The organism is Bacillus sp. FSL R5-0397 (assembly GCF_038593395.1).
Taxonomy (GTDB): Bacteria; Bacillota; Bacilli; order Bacillales; family Bacillaceae; genus Bacillus; species Bacillus altitudinis.
This window is the reverse complement of sequence record NZ_CP151992.1, coordinates 148,969-166,562: the sequence shown is the minus strand read 5'-3', so window position 1 is coordinate 166,562 and position 17,594 is coordinate 148,969. Positions and strand designations below refer to the sequence as shown.

The 17,594-nt window shown below is 42.2% G+C and carries 25 protein-coding genes; 2 read left to right on the top strand and 23 right to left on the bottom strand.

Features of this window, described 5'->3' with window-relative positions:
* Positions 1 to 75: 75 nt before the first annotated feature.
* Positions 76 to 654 carry a spore germination lipoprotein GerD gene (gene gerD, locus NSQ70_RS00955; RefSeq protein WP_217967614.1) on the top strand — a complete coding sequence of 193 codons (579 nt, stop codon included), beginning with the start codon at positions 76 to 78 and terminating at the stop codon, positions 652 to 654.
* Between the two features lie 38 nt (positions 655 to 692).
* On the opposite strand, the gene NSQ70_RS00950 is transcribed toward gerD, so the two are convergent.
* From NSQ70_RS00950 to NSQ70_RS00940, 3 genes are all read right to left on the bottom strand, one after another.
* Positions 693 to 1,751, bottom strand: coding sequence for a P-loop NTPase (locus NSQ70_RS00950; RefSeq protein WP_342502368.1), 1,059 nt, complete (start codon positions 1,749 to 1,751; stop codon positions 693 to 695).
* A 103-nt stretch (positions 1,752 to 1,854) separates the two neighbouring features.
* On the bottom strand, positions 1,855 to 2,568 hold the full coding sequence (cwlD, locus tag NSQ70_RS00945) for an N-acetylmuramoyl-L-alanine amidase CwlD (RefSeq protein WP_017359175.1): 714 nt from the start codon (positions 2,566 to 2,568) through the stop codon (positions 1,855 to 1,857).
* Positions 2,569 to 2,626: 58 nt separating this feature from the next.
* Entirely contained in the window at positions 2,627 to 3,070 is a 444-nt protein-coding gene (locus NSQ70_RS00940; RefSeq protein WP_035389125.1) for a YbaK family protein, read from the bottom strand.
* Positions 3,071 to 3,217: 147 nt separating this feature from the next.
* On the opposite strand from NSQ70_RS00940, the gene NSQ70_RS00935 reads away from it, so the two are divergent.
* Positions 3,218 to 3,787 (top strand): DUF4825 domain-containing protein, encoded by a 570-nt coding sequence (locus NSQ70_RS00935; protein WP_327878661.1) that lies wholly within the window; start codon positions 3,218 to 3,220, stop codon positions 3,785 to 3,787.
* A 37-nt stretch (positions 3,788 to 3,824) separates the two neighbouring features.
* On the opposite strand, the gene NSQ70_RS00930 is transcribed toward NSQ70_RS00935, so the two are convergent.
* From NSQ70_RS00930 to rplO, 20 genes are all read right to left on the bottom strand, one after another.
* The gene (locus NSQ70_RS00930; RefSeq protein ID WP_342502367.1) at positions 3,825 to 4,823 is read right to left on the bottom strand and encodes a serine hydrolase; all 999 of its coding nucleotides are present in this window, start codon (positions 4,821 to 4,823) and stop codon (positions 3,825 to 3,827) included.
* Positions 4,824 to 4,933: 110 nt separating this feature from the next.
* Entirely contained in the window at positions 4,934 to 5,407 is a 474-nt protein-coding gene (locus NSQ70_RS00925) for a GNAT family N-acetyltransferase (RefSeq protein WP_342502366.1), read from the bottom strand.
* A 36-nt stretch (positions 5,408 to 5,443) separates the two neighbouring features.
* Positions 5,444 to 6,190 (bottom strand): amidohydrolase family protein, encoded by a 747-nt coding sequence (locus tag NSQ70_RS00920; RefSeq protein ID WP_274661058.1) that lies wholly within the window; start codon positions 6,188 to 6,190, stop codon positions 5,444 to 5,446.
* A gap of 97 nt (positions 6,191 to 6,287) precedes the next feature.
* Positions 6,288 to 6,803: a GNAT family protein gene (locus tag NSQ70_RS00915; protein ID WP_342502365.1), complete on the bottom strand. Its 516-nt coding sequence runs from the start codon at positions 6,801 to 6,803 to the stop codon at positions 6,288 to 6,290.
* Between the two features lie 176 nt (positions 6,804 to 6,979).
* Positions 6,980 to 7,372: a 30S ribosomal protein S9 gene (gene rpsI / locus NSQ70_RS00910; RefSeq protein ID WP_007496354.1), complete on the bottom strand. Its 393-nt coding sequence runs from the start codon at positions 7,370 to 7,372 to the stop codon at positions 6,980 to 6,982.
* Between the two features lie 20 nt (positions 7,373 to 7,392).
* Positions 7,393 to 7,830 (bottom strand): 50S ribosomal protein L13, encoded by a 438-nt coding sequence (gene rplM, locus NSQ70_RS00905; RefSeq protein ID WP_003217042.1) that lies wholly within the window; start codon positions 7,828 to 7,830, stop codon positions 7,393 to 7,395.
* 164 nt (positions 7,831 to 7,994) lie between these two features.
* Positions 7,995 to 8,738 (bottom strand): tRNA pseudouridine(38-40) synthase TruA, encoded by a 744-nt coding sequence (gene truA, locus NSQ70_RS00900; protein WP_110487780.1) that lies wholly within the window; start codon positions 8,736 to 8,738, stop codon positions 7,995 to 7,997.
* Positions 8,739 to 8,749: 11 nt separating this feature from the next.
* Positions 8,750 to 9,547 carry an energy-coupling factor transporter transmembrane protein EcfT gene (locus NSQ70_RS00895; RefSeq protein WP_007496348.1) on the bottom strand — a complete coding sequence of 266 codons (798 nt, stop codon included), beginning with the start codon at positions 9,545 to 9,547 and terminating at the stop codon, positions 8,750 to 8,752.
* Positions 9,544 to 10,413 carry an energy-coupling factor ABC transporter ATP-binding protein gene (locus NSQ70_RS00890; protein WP_342502364.1) on the bottom strand — a complete coding sequence of 290 codons (870 nt, stop codon included), beginning with the start codon at positions 10,411 to 10,413 and terminating at the stop codon, positions 9,544 to 9,546. Before NSQ70_RS00890 ends, NSQ70_RS00895 begins: the two co-directional genes overlap by 4 nt.
* Entirely contained in the window at positions 10,389 to 11,231 is an 843-nt protein-coding gene (locus tag NSQ70_RS00885) for an energy-coupling factor ABC transporter ATP-binding protein (protein WP_008345218.1), read from the bottom strand. Before NSQ70_RS00885 ends, NSQ70_RS00890 begins: the two co-directional genes overlap by 25 nt.
* A gap of 124 nt (positions 11,232 to 11,355) precedes the next feature.
* On the bottom strand, positions 11,356 to 11,718 hold the full coding sequence (rplQ, locus tag NSQ70_RS00880) for a 50S ribosomal protein L17 (protein ID WP_003216944.1): 363 nt from the start codon (positions 11,716 to 11,718) through the stop codon (positions 11,356 to 11,358).
* 75 nt (positions 11,719 to 11,793) lie between these two features.
* On the bottom strand, positions 11,794 to 12,738 hold the full coding sequence (locus tag NSQ70_RS00875) for a DNA-directed RNA polymerase subunit alpha (RefSeq protein ID WP_003217009.1): 945 nt from the start codon (positions 12,736 to 12,738) through the stop codon (positions 11,794 to 11,796).
* 175 nt (positions 12,739 to 12,913) lie between these two features.
* On the bottom strand, positions 12,914 to 13,309 hold the full coding sequence (rpsK, locus tag NSQ70_RS00870) for a 30S ribosomal protein S11 (protein WP_003217231.1): 396 nt from the start codon (positions 13,307 to 13,309) through the stop codon (positions 12,914 to 12,916).
* 20 nt (positions 13,310 to 13,329) lie between these two features.
* Entirely contained in the window at positions 13,330 to 13,695 is a 366-nt protein-coding gene (gene rpsM, locus NSQ70_RS00865; RefSeq protein WP_003217023.1) for a 30S ribosomal protein S13, read from the bottom strand.
* A 21-nt stretch (positions 13,696 to 13,716) separates the two neighbouring features.
* On the bottom strand, positions 13,717 to 13,830 hold the full coding sequence (rpmJ, locus tag NSQ70_RS00860; RefSeq protein WP_003156543.1) for a 50S ribosomal protein L36: 114 nt from the start codon (positions 13,828 to 13,830) through the stop codon (positions 13,717 to 13,719).
* 31 nt (positions 13,831 to 13,861) lie between these two features.
* A complete protein-coding gene (infA, locus tag NSQ70_RS00855) occupies positions 13,862 to 14,080 on the bottom strand; it encodes a translation initiation factor IF-1 (RefSeq protein ID WP_003217190.1) in 219 nt (72 codons plus the stop codon).
* A gap of 310 nt (positions 14,081 to 14,390) precedes the next feature.
* Positions 14,391 to 15,137 (bottom strand): type I methionyl aminopeptidase, encoded by a 747-nt coding sequence (gene map, locus NSQ70_RS00850; protein ID WP_017359166.1) that lies wholly within the window; start codon positions 15,135 to 15,137, stop codon positions 14,391 to 14,393.
* Positions 15,134 to 15,787, bottom strand: a complete 654-nt coding sequence (locus NSQ70_RS00845) for an adenylate kinase (protein ID WP_342502363.1) — start codon at positions 15,785 to 15,787, stop codon at positions 15,134 to 15,136. The genes map and NSQ70_RS00845 overlap by 4 nt, the downstream gene beginning before the upstream one ends.
* 55 nt (positions 15,788 to 15,842) lie before the next feature.
* Entirely contained in the window at positions 15,843 to 17,135 is a 1,293-nt protein-coding gene (gene secY / locus NSQ70_RS00840; protein WP_007496334.1) for a preprotein translocase subunit SecY, read from the bottom strand.
* 1 nt (position 17,136) lies between these two features.
* Positions 17,137 to 17,577 carry a 50S ribosomal protein L15 gene (gene rplO, locus NSQ70_RS00835; protein ID WP_003216888.1) on the bottom strand — a complete coding sequence of 147 codons (441 nt, stop codon included), beginning with the start codon at positions 17,575 to 17,577 and terminating at the stop codon, positions 17,137 to 17,139.
* Between the last annotated feature and the right edge of the window lie 17 nt (positions 17,578 to 17,594).

Genomic DNA, 17,594 nt, shown 5'->3' with positions numbered 1-17,594 from the left:
CCTATTTTTGTTATGTATAAATTCATGTGAAACATTCATATTAAAAGTAAGACATGTAACGAAAGGAGCCACAGTATGTCAAAAGGCATCTTGCGTATAATGAGCTGTTTTCTTCTTTTATCTCTAACAGCTTGTGCTCCCAAAACCCAATCCTCATCTAATATGGACTATGACGAAACGAAAAAAATGGTCGTCGATATTTTGAAAACAGATGACGGTAAAAAGGCCATTCAACAGTTATTAAATGACGAGGCAATGAATGAAGCTTTGGTAATGGATGAACAAACTGTGAAAAAAACAATAGAGAAAACACTAACTTCTGATAAAGGCAAAGAGTTCTGGAAGAAGGTCTTTGAGGATTCTAAATTTGCCGAGACTTTCGCAAAATCCATGCAGCAACAGCATGAAAAGATGTTAAAACAATTGATGAAGGACCCTGACTATCAACAAATGATGATGGATATTCTCAAGGATCCTGAAATGGAAAAGAAATACGGTGAACTGGTCAAAAGCAAAGAGTTCCGAAAGCACTTAGAGAAAGTTATTACAGAAACATTAAGCAGCCCTCTCTATAAGAAGAAATTCGAAGATGAGCTAAAAAAAGCAGTCTCTGAAAGCAGCAATGATTCCGCTTCACAAGGAAGCGGCAGTTAAACATCACCCGAGTGGCACAAGGTCCACTCGGGCTTTCATTATGCTTTCACTGTTAATTGTTCAATGACTTTATTGGCAATGTGTTGATACACTTCCCCTGTCGGATGACTCGCATCATAGACAGAAGGTGCAAAATCGTCCTCATTCCAATCAGGCTGTCTTAAAGGGATTTGACCAAGAACTGATACACGCAGTTCCTCCGCCAGCTTATCCCCGCCGCCCTTTCCAAAGACATATTCCTTCTCACCTGTTTTTTTGCTTTCATAGTAACTCATATTCTCAACGACCCCTAGCACCTCGTGATCTGTTTGCAGTGCCATTGCGCCTGCTCTAGCAGCAACGAAAGCCGCTGTTGGATGCGGTGTCGTCACAATGATTTCTTTACAGCTCGGAAGCATCGTATGAATATCAAGTGCCACATCACCTGTTCCAGGCGGAAGGTCTAATAGTAAGTAATCTAATTCTCCCCACTCTACTTCATGGAAGAAATTATTTAGCATTTTACCAAGCATCGGTCCTCTCCAAATGACCGGTGCGTTTTCTTCAACAAAAAAGCCCATTGAAATCACTTTGACGCCAAAGCGTTCCACAGGAATAATCTTTTCCCCTTTTACTGTCGGTCTGACGGTGATTCCCATCATATCCGGTACGCTAAAGCCGTAAATATCAGCATCGATCAGTCCCACTTTTTTCCCTAGACGAGCCAGTGCCACAGCCAGGTTAACGGAAACAGTTGATTTCCCAACGCCGCCCTTTCCACTCGCAATCGCTAAGAACTCAGGCGGATTTTTAGAGTTGAGCAGGTTTTCATCCTCATCCTGTGACGGCATAAACTTTTCAAGCGTTTCTTGAGGCAATTCTTCAAAACGAAGTCCTACAGTGTTCGCGCCCGCTGCTTTTAAAGCTTGTACGATGTCTTGCTGCAGCTTCATCTGCTCAGCAGTGCCTGTTTTGGCAATCGACACTTTTAAGCTCACATGCTCTTTTTCAGGCTTTAGGCTGATTTCCTTGATGGCATCCAGCTCACCAAGCGGTATATGAAGGAAAGGTTCGTCCATCTTCCCAACTAGTTTTCTCACATCATCTTGTCCGATCATAGCAGAACCTCACCCTTTATTGAATTCGTTTACAATCCAAGTATATCATACATATCCTTACAATGTCTGTCCTCTTTGCCTGCGATAAACAGGAAAAAGCCCCTTATTCAGGCGGCTCTTTTTGCTCTGTTAAATATCTGAGAATTCCTTTATAAATTGAAGCAGCAATTTGATCCTGATATTTAGGAGTCGCCAGCTGACCAGCCTCTTTTGGATTCGATAAAAATCCGATTTCGACAAGCGCTCCTGGCTTCGTGACATTTTGCATTAAATAAATCCCGTTGATTCGCTTCGCCTTGCGATCTGTGTTTTCAAGGTTGTTGCGCAATTCATCTTGAATGAACTTCGCTGCTTTTTCATTCTCTTCATACTTTCCGTAAAAGAACGTCTGTGCCCCGCTCCATTTGTTCGATGGAATCGCATTTAAATGAATGCTTAAATAGAGATCCGCTTCAGATTCATTGATGACTTTCACACGGTTTCTCAAATCCTCCGCTTTCTTTCGGGCATAACCCTTTGTATTCTTTGATGATAAATCAGAGTCATCTTCCCGTGTCATGAGAACGAGTGCTCCCTGCTCCTGCAAATAGTCTCTTATCTTCATGGACACATCCAGTGCAATCTCTTTTTCGAGCAACTCGCCGCCAACAGCACCGCCATCTGGACCGCCGTGACCCGGATCTAAATAGATGATCTTGCCGCTCAAAGGCAAGTTCCACGATTTCCACGAATCATCATTTAGAAACTGAAATCTGAATAAGAATAAGAGGACAATAAACCCGATTAAAAACCCTGTCCATTTCAGCTTTCTTTTCATCCCTGTCCCTCCCATACACCATTATTTTATAGATATGGGACAAGGGCTGGAAATATGCTTAGTGCAGTCGAAGCTTATGCCTTTTTTCTGATTCTCGAAAGCCTTCCTGCCACCACTTACTTAAAAATTCCTTCGCAAATGGATACAGACACGACATCTTACGCTCCATTCGGAACATATTCCCCCACGATTGCAAACACCCTGCTAGCTCCTCAACCAGCTCATCTTCTTCATGAACTGACCGCTTTTTTATATCATCGAAGGATTCACCATACTTACTCGACTCACCGTATCTCCCACCTGCTAAAAAAGCCTCAATGGCGAAATCAATACAGCCATCACTCATAATCCCAGCTGGATCATCTGCAAATGGGAACAACTTCCTCGTGAATTTCTCGGAAGCGACCGTCACCTGTTGAAGAGACAATGTACGCAACAGCTTTTTTTCAAGCGTGACATCTCGTTTTGTTTTCAATTGATAAAATGAAAGAACTTCTGCCATGGACTGAACTCCTTTTTTTCTTTGTATTGTTCGTTGGTTTGAACAAAACATGCAGTTCAGTAAATGGAAATCAATGCGCTAACGGATTGGAAAATTGTGATAAAATGAACATTTATATATAGAAAAAATAGAAAAGGGGCAAAATTCATGAAGAAGTGGATGTATATCCTGTTGCTACTAACAGTCGTCTTATCTGGATGCGGCAGTCAAGCGACCGAGCAGAAGAGCGACATAAAAGGAATAGAAGACATATCATTAAAACAGCTCTCCAAACACAAAAATTCTTATATTGGAGACAACGGAGCAGTCGGCGCTATTTTATCAGATCTTCCAGGTAACGTGATTCGCGAGTATGAAATTGTAGATAAAAAAGCGCTAAAAGTGACATACGGCGTGAAAGAAAATACCAATGATACAGAAGAACAGTTTGATTCATTTTGGTTTGATAAGAAGGATACCATTGAAAAAAACTACTTATATAATGCATTGGCACTTTTTATTCTTATCGATAATGTGGAGCAAGTGACACTCAAGATGAACGCTAAAGACGAGCCATCCGTCACGTTTAAAAGAAAACAGCTAGAAAAAAAGCTGCCTCACTCTTTTAAAGAGTACAAAGACGATACAGCGCTTTGGCAAAAGGAACTGGTTGATGGAGTTGTGAAGTCAAAAGATAAACGTCAAGATGTATACAAAGCGTTTCCCATCAAGAAATAATAAAAACAGAGGGGCGTCACCCTCTGTTTTTTGATAATTATGTAGTAAAAGCTTGAATCAATTGTTGTCGAAAGTTTTGATCTGCTACTACGGTAAGTATAAATTCATCGAACACTTCCCCCATCCAGTGAGAATTCTCCGCTTTCAGGTCATTGATGAATAGAGAAATCGATATAGTTGATGTATCCGTTTTTCGATATAAAGCAGCAGTGACAACAAACAACGTCGATCCCCCTTTATACCAAATATATTGATCTGTTTCCGTCTTCAATATTTCTCCCAGCACAATTTGGCTAAAAAGACGCTTTTCTTCTGTTGTTAACAGCTCATCCTGTAGACGTTTCATAAAATGTGCATATTGATTCGTTGTAGACCTTGTCATCTTTTGCGTCAGTAAAGATTGAATACGCAAGCTTAACAAGTTCTTTTTCATCAATTTTTCTTCTAACGCCTTTTTATGCTCCGGGTCATTTTTCATGATATGAAAAATCTCAATCATCAGAGATTTGTATTGTTCATCAGTTACATCGCTTATTTGCTTTAATGCATCCTGCTCATGATCAGATACATAGGCTGGCCACAACACCTTGGGTGTCAGCGGCATGAGTTCATCATGTTCTGTAAGACCTGCTTGTTTCATCTGATCATTGATCTTCTCTAAGCCCAGCAGGTCAATCAAATAATCAGTACAAGCATTCGAACTGAATTGCATCATCCCTTTGGCAACATCTAATAAAGTTGCATGCTCAGAAAAATCGTTGACCTCCAGCCAGTATGTGTGCGCACCGCCATCGGTTCTATCAATATAAAACCGCTCTATATCAGACAATGCCACTTTTTCATCTAGCTTGATGTCACCGCTGGATACAGCTTTAACAAAATGAAACAAAACCATTAATTTCATCGTACTTGCAAGTGGTGTTTTTTGATCACCATTCCAATCTAATACCACATTTTCATTTTCAATAACTGTTACTGATACGTCCTTTTTGTTTTTCGTGACAAATGCCAAAAGATCCTCTTTTGTTTTCTTCAAATGTTTCTCCTTTCCAAACCACTATAGATTCTCGTCTCCAATATAACAAATATTTGAAACAAAGGCACAAAAAAGCAAAGGGCTGTGAATACCTTTGCTTCTTGGTGTGTTTATTTACGAAGAAGATGCAGTTTCATCCCATCATGCGTAGCTTCAAATCCCAACTTTTCGTAAAGACGGCGTGCTTCTGGCCTCTGTTTGTCAGTTGTCAGCTGAATCATATGACACCCGCGGTCACTTGCGCGTTGAATAGCCCGTTTGATCAACAATGTGCCAATTCCTCTTCCTCTATGAGTCGAGGCTGTACGAACTCCTTCTATTGAAGCTCTCCATCCTCCTTGATACGTTAGAAATGGGGTCATTGTTAATTGGAGAACACCGACTACCTCTTCCCGATCACAAGCGACGATTAGTTCAATATTGGGATCCGCTTCGATCGAATGAAAGGCATTGAGGTAACTTTCTAATAATGGACGAGTGTAGCGTTCTCTCTTTTGGCCTAATTTGTCATCTGAAAGCATCAAAACGATGTTGTCGAGGTCTCCTTGGACGGCTTCTCTAAATGTCAATTGATTCAGCTTCAATGAACACACCTCCTATCACGGAATGGAAGCCTTTATTCATTTGCCAAAATACCAATTGATAGCGTTCTCATATAAAATTTTATCCGCCGCTTCCTCATCAAACATCTGTTGAATCAATTCAATATCACCGTATTCAAATGGACGTTTCGCCCTTGTAGATGGAAGATCTGTACCAAACATTAGTGCATCAGGATTCGTTTGATAAATAGACGTCAATGCATGTTCAACCTTTAAATCAACACGCCCAAAGCCAGTCGCTTTCACACGAACCCCTTTATCAACCAGCTTGAGCAAATGCGGCAAGCCTTCTTCAGATAAGCCTAGATGATCAATGGAAACGGCCGGCAGCTGTTCAAGCGTTGATGAGATGTCAGGGAGATGCTTAGCGTCTATGTAAATCTCACTATGCCACCCAGCCAGCTCATACACCCTTCTCGCAAAATAGTCGAGCTTTGAAATATCCTCCGAACCGCCCCGCTTCACATTAAAACGTAAAGCCTTTACCCCTTGTTGATTCAATTGAACAATCTCATCATCGGCTGCGGTAAAAGGTAATTGTGTCACACAGCAAAAAGCTGGTCCCATTTCATCGAGGGCTTTCAACAAATAACCTTGATCAAAGCCCTGAAATGACCCTGATACAATCGCTCCACCTACAATCCCTAAATCAGCCGTCTCTCTCCTATAATCATTCACCACATAACTCGGCGGTGTATATCCTTGGTTTTCTTGAATAGGAAAATCAAAATCAATGATATGAAAATGTGCATCAAAGATCCTCATGCCCGCGCCCCTCTTCTGCTTATTTGACCTGATTATATCAATAGAGCAAGCCAAGGGATATTTGGAATGACGAATTACTTCATATCATGAAAACTTATCAAGTTTTCCATTCCTCTCGTAAGATGGCATAATAAAACTCATCCCACCACTCATTTCCTTGTGGTATACATTTTTTAAAATATCCCTCTCTTCTCATCCCCATTTTCTCCATCACTCTCCACGATGGCACATTTTCAGGCTGACAAGTGGCAATGATTCGATGTAAATTCATTGTGTGAAAGCCATGATGTAGGACAGCATAAGCCGCTTCAGAAGCAAAGCCTTTGTTTTGATATGCAGAATTGAAGACCCAGCCAATTTCATATGTGTGCTCACCAAAGTAAGGATGAAACACGATATGCCCGATGCATGTATGATCTTCTTTTAATAGAACAGCAAAATTCTTGCCCGTCTCAAGACGATTATTTTTGACAAATTGCTGCGCCTCTTCTCTAGAAAAAACACCTTCTGGCATATACTTCATCACCGCTAGATCAGATGTATATGCATAGACATCCTGCCAATCATCCTCAATAAACGGTCGAATGAGACATCTTTCTGTTGTTAGATTCATAAATGCCATCCCCCTTTAACATCATTTTTTAAACAAAAACCTGACTATGATCCTATTTTATATGTTTCCAGACAGAAAGAAACACAAATAAAAAAGCACCAGCAGGATGCTGATGCTTTTCATATAGGGTTTGTCTGTACAAACCCTTGTAAAACGTCCATACAATATAAAATTGATTAACGTTTTGAGAACTGAGGTGCGCGACGTGCGCCTTTAAGACCGTATTTCTTACGCTCTTTCATACGAGAGTCACGAGTAAGAAGTCCAGCACGTTTAAGTGGTGTACGGTACTCAGGATCTACTTCTAGAAGAGCACGAGAGATACCGTGACGAATTGCTCCAGCTTGACCAGAGAATCCACCACCGTGAACATTTACAAGAACATCGTAGCTGTTAGCTGTTTCTGTGATGTTCAAAGGCTGTTTCACGTCTTCGATTAAAGCAGCGAATGGAATGTATTCAGTAATTTCACGATTATTAACGACGATACGGCCTTCACCTGGAACTAAGCGAACGCGCGCTACAGAACTTTTACGACGACCTGTACCGTAATATTGAACCTGTGCCAAATTGTTAACCTCCCTTATAATTAACCGCGAAGTTCGTAAACTTCAGGTTGTTGTGCTTGATGTGGATGCTCAGAACCACGGTACACATTTAATTTTTTGAACATTTGACGACCTAGTGGACCCTTTGGAAGCATACCTTTGATAGCAAGCTCCAACATTTTTTCAGGGTAGTTTGTACGCATCTCAAGAGCAGTTCTTTGTTTCAAACCACCTGGGTGCATCGTATGACGGTAGTAAATTTTGTCCGTCAATTTCTTACCAGTTAATTCGATTTTCTCAGCATTGATGATGATCACGTGATCACCTGTATCAACGTGTGGTGTATAAGTTGGTTTGTGCTTACCGCGCAAAAGTGATGCTACTTCAGTAGAAAGACGACCTAGAGTCTTGCCTGCCGCATCAACCACTAGCCATTTGCGCTCAATTGTGCTTGCGTTCGCCATTGGTGTTGTACGCATGAGTTTCCCTCCTAAATAAATCAATGAATTTTCCTGAATCAAATGCTACGTTCTATTTCAAAACACAGATAAGTCTTCCGGGGCTTATTTGTGGGGTTGAAATACATACCATATGATATCTTATAACTTTCTGCTTCCTGTGTCAAGAACATGTTACACCTGGTTTAGTTGTCATAGAAAACTTCCCATAAATACAGTCCGTGACTGGGCGCAGTCTTGCCTGCCGCTTCGCGATTTCGGGCGGCAAGCATGGCTTTTATCTCCTCAGGGTGAAATTTACCAGAACCAATTTCAAGTAACGTGCCGGCTATAATTCGCACCATGTTATATAAAAAACCATTCCCTCTCACACGCATTTCAAGCCCGTCTGAGACGTTTTTCCACTCAAGGGCATAAATCTCCCTCACCTTGTCTTGAACCTCTGTATTGGCCGCACAAAAGCTTGTGAAATCGTGTATGCCAATGAGGTGCCCAGCAGCTTCTCTCATTTTGTCTGCATCCAGCCGGTAAGGAAAGTGGCAGGCATACTGTCTCGTGAACACATTTTGGTGCGTTTCCGTTGAGACCTTATAACGGTACTCCTTCGAAACGACACTAAAACGTGCATGAAACGATTCATCCACTTCCTCAGCCTTTAGAACCCTGATGTCATCAGGCAGGAGACTATTGAGGGCAAACGGCCATCTCTCCATCGGGATGGCAAGCGGGGTGTCAAAATGGATGACCTGCCCCTTTGCATGAACGCCACTGTCTGTCCGGCCGGAAGCCACAATCGGAATCAGTTCATCTTGTTTATGCATTCTAGCAAGAGCAGATTCAATCTCCGTTTGTACAGTACGCTGTCCTGGTTGCACTTGATACCCTTTAAAATGTGTCCCATCGTATGATACGGTACATTTTACTTTCATCTAGGCATCACCTAATTTCTAAGCAGCACAAGGAGTGCTGTTAACAGGATGAATAGAAGCAGCGTGAACGTGTCTTTCATTCCCCAGACAAGCTGACGGTATTTCGTACGCCCTTCTCCCCCGCGGTAGCCTCTCGCTTCCATAGCGGTCGCCAATTCCTCCGCACGCTTAAACGCACTGACGAAAAGCGGGACAAGCAACGGAACAATCGCTTTTAAACGATCTTTCACGGGTCCGCTTGTAAAATCAACACCTCTTGCCATTTGGGCTTTCATGATTTTGTCTGTTTCTTCGAGTAAAGTCGGAATAAATCGAAGAGAAATTGACATCATAAGAGCAAGCTCATGAACAGGTAGCTTGATTTTACGGAAAGGATGCAACAGCTTCTCCATCCCGTCTGTCACTTCAATAGGCGTTGTGGTCAACGTCAGAAGTGTTGTCATCATGATGAGATAGACAAAACGGAGTGAAATGAAAATCCCCTGTTTTAGACCTTCTTCATAAATATTCAGAAAACCAAAGTGAAGGAGCAAAGCGCCATCCTTTGTCATGAAGATATGCAGAATAAAGGTAAACAGAACAATCCAAAGGATGGGTTTCATTCCTTTGAGAATAAAGTACAGCGGCACCTGAGACACCATCACCACAAGGATCGTAAAGACCCCTAAAAGCCCGTAAGTGATGTAGTTATTCGCAAAAAAGACAATAAAGACAAAAAAGAAAATTGATAACAGCTTTGTCCTTGGATCAAGACGATGGACAAAGGATGTACCTGGCACATATTTGCCGATAATCATACTATCCATCATGATGTCGTGTCCTCCTGATATAAAGCTGTTAAGGCTTCTGCCATTTCATCCATGGTCAGAAGCGGTCTTGGAAACGTCATCCCCAGCTTTTCTTCGACAGCCTGCTGGAATTTGATCGTTTCCGGGAGGTCCAGTCCGAAAGAAGACATGTCGGTACGATTGGCAAATAGCTCCCTCGGCGTACCTGTCGCCTTTACTGTTCCTTTGTGCATCACAATCATTTGATCCGCATAATGAGCGGCATCTTCCATACTGTGTGTCACAAGGATCGTCGTCAGGTTGGCTTTTTGATGAAGCTCATAGAACATGTCCATGATTTCTTTACGTCCGCGTGGATCTAATCCCGCAGTCGGCTCATCAAGCACAAGCACTTCTGGCTCCATCGCTAGAACACCTGCAATCGCCACACGTCTCATTTGACCACCGCTTAATTCAAAGGGTGATCGAGATAACAAGGATTCAGGAAGGCCTACAAGCTTCAGCATCTCTTTAGCCTTGGCTTCTGCCTTTTCTTTTGGAACACCGAAATTCATCGGACCAAAGCAGATATCCTTCAGAATGGTCTCCTCAAAGAGCTGATGTTCAGGAAACTGAAACACGATGCCGACCTTTTTTCGAAGGGGTTTCATATCCTTCTGCTTTTTATTGGCTTGTAAGACCGTATCTCTAAGCGTAATGCTCCCTTTTGTTGGTTTGAGCAGTCCATTTAAGTGCTGCAGCAATGTCGACTTGCCAGAACCCGTATGACCGATGACAGCCACATAGCTGCCTTCTTTGATGGAAGCATTGACATCATACAAAGCGAGACGCTCAAACGGCGTTTTCATTTGATAACGATGCTCTAATTCTTTGATCGTAATGTCCATAGCTCTTTCACCAATCCTTCTTGTGTCAAATGGGCATTTGCAAGCGGCACACCTTGCTGCTTCAATTGCTTACTCAAACGGTAGGAAAATGGCAGATCAAGTCCAATCTGAACCAGCTGTTCATCTAGTTCAAATACTTCCTCTGGTGTTCCCTCGGCAAATTTCTTCCCACCATTCATCACAATAACGCGGTCTGCCTTCGCAGCCTCGTCTAAATCATGTGTGATGGAAATGACCGTGACCGTTCCTTGTTCCTTCAGCAGTCTGACGGTTTCTAACACTTCTTCACGGCCAATCGGATCAAGCATTGATGTTGCTTCATCCAAGATCATGATGTCAGGGCTTGCGGCAAGTACACCTGCGATTGCTACTCTCTGCTTTTGCCCGCCTGATAGATGGTGCGGCTCTTGATCAAGAAACTCCTGCATATTGACCTGTTTGACAGCCCAATCTACACGCTCTATCATCAATTCCCGCTCAACCCCGTTATTTTCTAAACCAAAAGCCACATCATCACGAACCGTTGAGCCAACGAATTGGTTGTCTGGGTTTTGAAAGACCATGCCGACCTTTTTGCGAATATCCCAAACACTTTCTTCTTTCAGCTCAATCTCACCAACCTTGACCGTTCCTGCATCCGGTAAAATGAGCCCATTCAGTACACGGGCAAGTGTGGATTTACCTGAACCGTTGTGGCCAACAATGGCAAGCCATTCATTTTGATTCACATGCAATGACACTTGGTCTAAAGCGGGCTTGTCCGCATCTTTGTGATAACGAAATACAATGTCTTTTACGTCAATTAATGTCTTCTCCATCTCTACCGGACCTCCTCTCAGCTCAACCTCTACTTTGCCTGTTGCTAAAAAGCCGTAGTATCTAAAAAAGGGCATAGATCCAGTTATGAACTGTCCCGCCCTTTCTTAGATACACGATATGTGATTAAACTAATTCAATGACAGCCATTGGTGCGCCATCGCCGCGACGAGGTCCAAGCTTCATGATACGAGTGTATCCACCTTGGCGATCTTCGTAGCGAGTTGCAACGTCAGCGAATAATTTTTGAAGTGCATCTTGGTTTGTTTCAGCGTTAGCTACTTCGTTACGAATGTAAGCTGCAGCTTGACGGCGAGCATGAAGATCTCCGCGTTTGCCAAGAGTGATCATTTTTTCAACTACAGAGCGAAGTTCTTTCGCACGTGTTTCAGTTGTTTCGATGCGTTCGTTGATGATCAAATCAGTCGTTAGGTCACGAAGCATTGCTTTACGTTGTGCACTAGTGCGTCCTAGCTTTCTGTATGCCATGTGATGTCCCCTCCTTAATTAGAGATGCTGTATGAATAAAAAACACACGAAAATCCTAGTTCACAATGAAACTAGTCAATCGTCTTTACGAAGACCCAGTCCAAGTTCTTCTAGTTTCGCTTTCACTTCTTCAAGAGATTTACGTCCAAGGTTACGAACTTTCATCATATCCTCTTCTGTCTTGTTAGCAAGCTCTTGAACAGTGTTAATACCCGCACGCTTCAAACAGTTGTAAGAACGAACAGAAAGATCAAGCTCTTCAATTGTCATTTCAAGCACTTTTTCTTTTTGGTCTTCTTCTTTTTCAACCATGATTTCTGCATGCTGAGCTTCGTCAGTTAACCCAACGAAAATATTTAGGTGTTCAGTTAAAATCTTAGAACCTAGAGCGATCGCTTCTTTCGGTCCTGTGCTTCCATCAGTCCATACATCTAGTGTTAATTTATCATAGTTTGTGATTTGCCCAACACGGGTGTTCTCCACTTGATAAGTTACACGAGATACAGGTGTATAGATTGAGTCGATCGGAATCACGCCGATAGGCTGATCGTCTCTTTTGTTTGCATCAGCAGGATTATACCCGCGACCTCTTTGTGCAGTCAAACGAACACGGAAGCTCGCATTTTTGCCAAGAGTTGCGATGTGGAGATCTGGATTTAAGATTTCAATATCGCTGTCGTGTGTAATATCAGCAGCTGTTACAGTTCCTTCATCTTGTACATCAATTTCAAGCGTCTTCTCTTCTTCAGAGTAGATTTTGAGTGCAAGCTTTTTAATGTTTAAGATAATCGTTGTAACATCTTCAACCACGCCTTCGATCGTTGAGAATTCGTGTAAGACACCATCTATCTGGATCGATGTTACAGCTGCACCAGGAAGTGAGGATAAAAGGATACGACGAAGGGAGTTCCCTAAAGTGGTACCATATCCACGCTCAAGTGGCTCTACGACAAACTTGCCATACTTGGCATCGTCGCTGATTTCAACCGTTTCGATTTTTGGTTTTTCAATTTCGATCATCTAATAAAACCCTCCTTCAAAACGTCGAAACCTCGAATAGAATCATATGAGATTCCATCCGAAATTCCTCATTGTTTAGTCCCGTATGTGCTCAGGCAACGAGTCGTGTATTCGTCTCATAAATAACTGTATCATAACCCATTATTGACAGGGACACAAAATCTATACAAACAAATTACACGCGGCGACGTTTTGGTGGACGGCATCCGTTATGAGGAACTGGAGTTACGTCTCTGATTGCAGTAACTTCAAGACCTGCAGCTTGAAGCGCACGAATTGCAGCTTCACGACCAGAACCAGGACCTTTAACAGTTACTTCAAGTGTTTTAAGGCCATGTTCGATAGAACCTTTAGCAGCAGTTTCAGCAGCCATTTGTGCAGCGAAAGGAGTAGATTTACGAGAACCTCTGAATCCTAATGCACCAGCACTTGACCAAGAAATTGCGTTTCCATGAACATCAGTAATCGTTACAATCGTGTTGTTGAAAGTGGAACGGATATGAGCGATTCCAGCTTCAATATTCTTTTTCACGCGACGTTTACGCGTATTTTGTTTACGAGCAGCAGCCATTCTTTAACTACCTCCTTTACTTATTTTTTCTTGTTAGCTACAGTACGACGCGGACCTTTACGAGTACGCGCGTTGTTTTTTGTGTTTTGTCCACGAACAGGAAGTCCTCTACGATGACGGATTCCGCGGTAGCTTCCGATTTCAATTAGACGCTTAATGTTAAGTGAAACTTCACGACGAAGGTCACCTTCTACTTTAAGTTTGTCAATGATATCACGGATTTTACCTAGTTCGTCTTCAGTTAGATCGCGAACGCGAGTGTCTTCAGAAACACCTGCTTCTTTAAGGACTTGTTGAGCCGTCGTACGACCAATTCCAAAAACATATGTTAAAGAAATGACAACACGCTTATCACGTGGAATATCTACACCAGCAATACGAGCCATGATTTGGGCACCTCCTTGTTATTAGCCTTGTTTTTGTTTATGTTTTGGGTTTTCACAGATCACCATTACTTTTCCTTTTCTGCGAATCACTTTACATTTTTCACAGATAGGTTTAACAGATGGTCTCACTTTCATGTGTTTCCAACCTCCTTCTTCCGGAGTTGCTTTATTTGTAACGGTACGTAATTCTACCACGAGTTAAGTCATATGGAGATAATTCTACCGTAACTTTGTCTCCAGGTAAAATGCGAATGAAGTGCATACGGATTTTTCCTGATACATGAGCCAAAACTGTATGACCATTCTCTAGTTCAACTTTGAACATTGCATTTGGCAAAGTTTCTGCTACAGTACCTTCCACTTCAATTACATCGTCTTTCGCCATTCAAGTGTTCTCCCTTCTTCAAATCAGTAACTTGCTCTCTGATAAATGTCCAAATGAGATGTTCTCAATTGTCCATCTATCACCCGACCTGTTTTGAATATACTGTTCTGAACTTCCGGAGATACGCAATCATAAAAGGTTAAATGATTGATATTTTTTCTTAGGAGAATGAATTTACGCTTTTCTCCGTCTGCGATTAGTACATGGCAGCCATCGAACACGCCGATGACAACTGTATACTGATCTTGTTCTTTCCTTGGACTATACAGACAACCTGCCCGATTTGGGCCTGAAAGGCTTCAGTGAAGACCTAAATCTTAGTCAGTATATCAAAACCTGTATCTGTAATCGCAATCGTATGCTCAAAGTGAGCACACTTTTTCCCATCAACCGTTACAACCGTCCAGTTATCAGCCAGTGTTTTCACATATCGGCTGCCTGCGTTCACCATCGGTTCGATGGCCAACACCATTCCAGGTTTGAGCCGTGGGCCTTTGTTCGGTGGACCATAATGAGGAATTTGAGGGTCCTCATGAAGATCCTGTCCGACCCCATGTCCAACATATTCTCTAACAACTGAGAAATTCTCATCTTCAACATACGTTTGTATGGCATGGGAAATGTTTGACAGACGTTCACCTGGCTTTGCTTCCTGTAAGCCCTTATATAGAGATTCCTCTGTGACTTCCAGTAGTTTGCGGTCCTCATCACTGATTACCCCAACTGGATAAGTCCAAGCAGAGTCACCATGATAGCCATTTAACTTTGCGCCGATATCGATACTAATGATGTCTCCATCACGTAAAACCCGTTTACCAGGAATACCGTGAACGAGTTCTTCATTCACCGAAACGCAAATGCTCCCGCGAAAACCATTATACCCTTTAAAAGATGGGATTGCACCCTGCTTTGTAATAAAACGTTCGGCAATTTGATCCAATTCTTTTGTCGAAATACCTGGTTTTATATGTTTCTTCAGCTCTTCATGAGTCAGTGCGACAATGCGTCCAGCTTCTCTCATAATCTCAAGCTCGCGAGGAGTTTTACAGATAATCATTTATTTAATCCCCCAAGCAGGTCCTTGATATCAGCGTAAACATCGTTAATGTGCTTCGCACCATCAATGTTTGCAAGATATCCTTTTTCTGAATAGAAGTTCAGTAAAGGTTCAGTCTGCTTTAAGTTCACTTCAAGTCTTGTCGAAACGGTTTCTGCATTATCATCTGCACGTTGATAAAGCTCGCCTCCACACTTGTCACAAACATTTTCTTTCGCAGGTGGATTGAATACTAAATGATATGTTGCTCCGCAATCTTTGCAAATTCTTCGGCCAGTCAGACGCTCCATCAAAGCATCTTTATCGACTTTAATATTAATGACATAATCAATCGTTCTGCCAAGGTCCTTTAGAATGACTTCTAAAGCTTCAGCCTGAGCGACTGTTCGCGGAAATCCGTCCAGAAGAAAACCTTGTTCACAATCATTCTTGCCAAGTCTTTCTCTAACAATACCGATTGTGACCTCATCAGGAACAAGCTCTCCTTTATCGATAAAGGATTTTGCTTCGAGTCCAAGTTGTGTCTCCTCTTTCATAGCAGCACGGAACATATCTCCTGTTGAGATATGAGGGATCCCATAATCATCAACAATTCGTTCTGCCTGAGTGCCTTTACCAGCACCCGGAAGCCCCATTAAGACTAAGTTCATTTCGGATTTCCCCTTCCTTACTTAGAGAGGTTGGGCAGGAGCCCAGCCCTCTGTTTTATTTCATAAATCCACGGTAGTTTCGTTTCACTAATTGGCTTTCAAGCTGTTTCATTGTTTCAAGTGCAACACCTACAACAATGAGAAGACTTGTGCCGCCAATTTGTGCAGCGGAAGGTAATCCAGCGAATTGAATGAAAAAGATAGGAAGTATTGAAATCACGGCTAAGAAAATGGCGCCCACAAACGTGAGTCGGTACAAAATGCTCGTAATTCTATCTTGAGTCATTTTCCCTGGACGAACTCCCGGGATATAGCCACCCTGCTTTTGCAGATTTTCAGCCATTTGTTCAGGGTTTACTTGGACAAAGGCATAAAAATATGTGAAAGCAACAATCAGTGCTACATAAATCGTCATACCGATTGGCTTAGTATAGTCAAAGTTGTTAGTTATCCAGGTTGTCACATTATTTGTTCCGAAGAACGATGCGATCGTCTGCGGAGTAATAATGAACGAAACGGCAAAGATGACTGGAATCACCCCTGCTGGATTCACTTTCAATGGAAGGTGCGTTGCTTGACTAGCAGACATTTGTGCACGGCCAGTTCCTTTTGAATACTGAATCGCAATCTTTCTCACTGCCATTTGAATGTAAATAACACCGATAACAATGACAAGAATAGCAATCACAATAAGGGCAATTTTCAGGATTTGCATGAACAGCTGTCCATCTCCACCTACAAATTGCTGAGCGTACACTTGCTTTAATGTTTGAGGGATACCTGCGATGATACCGGCAAAGATAATAATCGAAATACCGTTACCAACACCGTGAGCAGTAATCTGCTCTCCCAGCCACATTAAGAATGCTGTTCCCGCAGTGAGTACGACCGCAATTAAGAGATACGTTGAAACACCTGGGTTTTCAATCAGCATGCCTCCTGCCATATTGTTAAATCCATATGACATTCCTAAAGCCTGGATAAATCCTAGAACAATTGTAAAATACCTTGTGAATTGTGCTAATTTTCGGCGGCCAACCTCTCCTTGCTTTGACCACTCAGTAAACTTCGGTACAACATCCATCTGCAAGAGCTGGATGATGATCGAAGCAGTGATATACGGCATAATCCCCATTGCAAGAATGGAGAATTGGAAAAGTGCCCCGCCCCCAAACGTGTTGAGGATTCCGAAAACACTCATTTGATCCTGTGCCTGGAGAACTTCGGCGTTCACATTAGGCACAGGGATGAAAGCACCTATACGAAAGACGACTAACATTAAAAGTGTAAATATAATCTTATTCCGTATATCTTTCACGCGCATAAAATTGGAGATTGTCTTAAACAAGTTAGATCACCTCGGCTGTACCGCCAGCAGCTTCAATAGCTTCTTTAGCAGAAGCAGAGAATTTATTGGCTTTTACAGTTAATTTTTTTTCTAATTTACCGTTGCCAAGAATTTTTACTCCTGCTTTTAACTTGCTTATTGCACCAGTCTCTAGAAGAAGTTCAGGAGTGACTTCCGTTCCTTCGTCAAAACTGTTTAATCTGTCTAAGTTGATTACCGCGTAATCTTTACGGTTGATGTTTGTAAAACCACGTTTTGGAAGGCGTTGGAATAAAGGCATTTGACCACCTTCGAATCCAGGGCGTACACCGCCGCCAGAACGAGCGTTTTGACCTTTATGACCTTTACCAGAAGTTTTACCGTTACCTGATCCAATACCACGACCAACACGGTTGCGTACTTTACGTGAACCTTCTGAAGGCTTCAATTCATGAAGTTTCATTTGGGCACCTCCTTATC